We start from the raw sequence: 3,009 nt of genomic DNA, 5'->3' as shown, positions 1-3,009 counted from the left end.
GGTGAAAAAACCACTCCTTTAAATATCTACCAACAAAAAAGCCGCCTAAAAATTACTTTTCAGACAGCCTCTTTTATGTAAAGAGGTATCACAACCTTTAAGATAGCTGTTGGGAGGTACGTTAGAAGCTTACCTTCCGAAGGGATCTATACCGAACCCTCGGGATGGGTGCCATTTCTTTTGGAAACAGGCTTCCTGTAAAGACTCCTAATAGGCCATTTTTACGATCTCTTCTACATTGGCGGGGGTGAGGGATTGGTGTTCTCCCAGGCCTGTCCAGCCTCTGTCGGTGAATCGTTTGTTGATCTCTTCGGCGGTACCGTGGTAATCTTCGGTATAGGCTGACAATTTGGTGTCGATGCCCATCTGGTTAAAGAATTCTTCGGTCCTGTCTATAGCGGCCGAGGCTTTGTGATCTACAGAACCTTCGGTGATGTTCCAGATCCTTTCAGCATACTGCGCCAGTTTTTCTTTCTTAGCCTCAAAATTGAACCTGTAATGACTCGGTGCAATCACCGCAAGGGTGCGGGCATGATCAATTCCATAAAGAGCGGTGAGCTCGTGGCCCATCGCATGCACCGCCCAGTCTGTAGGCACTCCTTTTTGAATGAGTCCGTTGAGGGCCATGGTACAGCTCCACATGAAATTTGACGCCGCAGTATAATCTGAAGGGTCATTTAAAACTTTTGGCCCAACCTCTATAAGCGTCTGCATAATGCTTTCAGCAAACCTGTCCTGCAAATACGCACCGCTGGGATAGGTCATATATTGTTCCAGCACGTGGGTAAAAGCATCGGTGATGCCGTTGACGAGTTGTCGCGATGGGATGGACTTTATTACTTCCGGATCGAGAATAGAGAACACCGGAAACAAGCCCGGGCCGCCCATGCCCAGCTTCTCTTTGGTTTCCTCGCGGGTAATTACGGCACCCGAATTCATTTCTGAACCCGTGGCAGGCAACGTAAGCACCGTACCAAAAGGCATTGCTTTAGTAGTTGGCACCTTCTGCGTTAGGATTTCCCATGGTTCTTCTCCTTCATACAAAGCTGCAGATGCCAAAAATTTGGTTCCGTCAATGACCGATCCTCCGCCCACAGCCAGCAGGAACGTGATATTTTCTTCTTTAATCACCTTCAGGGCCTTCATCAAAACCTCGTATTCGGGGTTTGCGGGAATACCACTAAACTCGACTACTTCAAAGCCGGAAGTAGCTTCCTTCACCTGCTCGTAAATTCCGTTGCGCTTAATACTTCCGCCGCCATAAAGCATGAGGATTTTGGCATTTTCGGGAAGTTCTTCTTTCAGTTTTGCTATCTGCCCTTTTCCGAAGATAATTTTCGTAGGGTTCTTAAAATCAAAATTTCTCATAAATAGTTTTTCAGGATTAGTCAAGTACTGTGATCAAATCTTCTTTGGGTTTGCGCACCTTGGCCAAACCGGCAAGCCAGTCATTATCGGTGTCGCGATAGCCAAGCGGCAGGATCACACAGCTCTTAAGCCCTTTTTCGCCAAGGTTGAGGATCTCATCAAGAGCGGCCTCGTCAAAACCTTCCATTGGCGTGCTGTCTACCCCTTCAAAAGCAGCTGCAGTAATAGCCTGTGAAAAGGCGATGTAGGCCTGACGGGCAGCGTGATTAAAGTTTTCGGCAGCTTCCCGTTGCGGATAATGACCCAGCAACTTCTGACGGTAATTCTCAAATCCTTCATTTTTAAAGCCGCGTACCTCGTTGGTATGGTCAAAAACCTTGTTGATACGATCTTCGGTATAAGTATCCCAGGCCGCAAAAACGAGCAGATGTGAACAATCTGTCACTACTGACTGGTCCCAGGCGATGGTCCTTATCTTTTTCTTAAGCTCGGGGTTAGTCACCACCAGGATCTCGAAAGGCTGCAATCCGCTGGAAGTTGGGGCCAGCGAAGCCGCTTCTAAAATAGCATCGATCTTTTCCTGTGGGACTTTCTCGCCGTTCATTGCTTTGGTGGCATAGCGCCAGTTGAGTTTATCTAATAATTCCATAGTTTTAATTATATATTAATGAATGTTCATTCTTTTTTTGGCGGAAAAAATTTTCCCTGCTTCTTGCTTCTTGCTTCTGAAAAGTTAAAGTTTAATAGCGTCCCAGGCTGCGGAATAAGCCCTTTCAAGCGCCGGCTTATCTACTTTGCACCAGCCTTTCATCTCGGTGTTGAGCAGAAAGCTGATGGGATAAACGGTAAAAGCATATAAAATAAAAGGCGAAAAAGGTTTCACAAGGCCTTCCTCTTTTCCGCGCTCCCACAGCGCAATAAGCGGTTGCAGATGCTTAAGGCCTTCCTGCCTGCTCTCTTCATCTATCATAGGCGTGTTATCGCATTGGGAAAGGAACATGGCATGATCAACCTCTTTTAGTTTAAAGGTGGCAATGTTCATCCATATCTTTTTAAACCCCTCTTCTACCCCCATATTGGGCTCAAAATCTTTAAAAGCGCAATTGCTGAAAGAACTTTTCACCTCTATATATGCCTGATTCGCCAAATCCTGCTTGTTCTTAAAATACAGGTAAATGGTGGCCGGGGAAACATTGGCCATTTTGGCAATTTTAGACATGGGAGTTGCGTGGAAACCGTTATTGTTTACCAGGCATATAGTTGCTTTTAGCAAAGCATCGCGCTTTATCTGACTTTTAGAAACTGCTTTCATCACTTAATTGAAGTGCAAATATACAAAAAAAGAATGAACGTTCATTTTTTAATGATTTAATCTGAATCTCTGCTTTATTACTGCGGAAGAATTGAAGAAAAACGGAGATTTAAATCCCTTCTGAAAGCTCTGAAGAGTAAATTTTAGTCTTGGCGGAAGCAGATTTCGACTTTACCAAATGCTGAAGTATCTCCACTACCCCGGAAATATGAGGTGTCAAATATGCCATTTTTGGAACCTTTATCTTGAATATTAAACTAATAAAGCAAAGGCCACGAATACACAAATATTTTTTATGTATTACTCCTCTTAAGCTTTTCAACAAACTT

The 3,009-nt window shown here is 44.4% G+C and carries 3 protein-coding genes; all 3 read right to left on the bottom strand.

Annotated features, from left to right (window positions below; genetic code table 11):
• Positions 1–207: 207 nt before the first annotated feature.
• Positions 208–1,368, bottom strand: coding sequence for an iron-containing alcohol dehydrogenase (locus OQ279_RS05315; protein ID WP_266068801.1), 1,161 nt, complete (start codon positions 1,366–1,368; stop codon positions 208–210).
• Positions 1,369–1,384: 16 nt separating this feature from the next.
• The gene (locus OQ279_RS05310) at positions 1,385–2,017 is read right to left on the bottom strand and encodes an NAD(P)H-dependent oxidoreductase (protein WP_266068800.1); all 633 of its coding nucleotides are present in this window, start codon (positions 2,015–2,017) and stop codon (positions 1,385–1,387) included.
• A gap of 84 nt (positions 2,018–2,101) precedes the next feature.
• Positions 2,102–2,680, bottom strand: a complete 579-nt coding sequence (locus OQ279_RS05305; RefSeq protein ID WP_266068799.1) for a TetR/AcrR family transcriptional regulator — start codon at positions 2,678–2,680, stop codon at positions 2,102–2,104.
• Positions 2,681–3,009: the final 329 nt, after the last annotated feature.

This window comes from Salinimicrobium profundisediminis (assembly GCF_026241755.1).
Taxonomy (GTDB): domain Bacteria; phylum Bacteroidota; class Bacteroidia; order Flavobacteriales; family Flavobacteriaceae; genus Salinimicrobium; species Salinimicrobium profundisediminis.
The sequence above is the reverse complement of the archived record's forward strand: the minus strand, read 5'-3'. Positions and strand labels throughout refer to the sequence as shown.

Coding starts and splice junctions, on each gene's coding strand:
- OQ279_RS05315 (WP_266068801.1), bottom strand. CDS start 1,368: ATGAGAAATTTTGATTTTAAGAACCCTACGAAAATTATCTTCGGAAAA.
- OQ279_RS05310 (WP_266068800.1), bottom strand. CDS start 2,017: ATGGAATTATTAGATAAACTCAACTGGCGCTATGCCACCAAAGCAATG.
- OQ279_RS05305 (WP_266068799.1), bottom strand. CDS start 2,680: ATGAAAGCAGTTTCTAAAAGTCAGATAAAGCGCGATGCTTTGCTAAAA.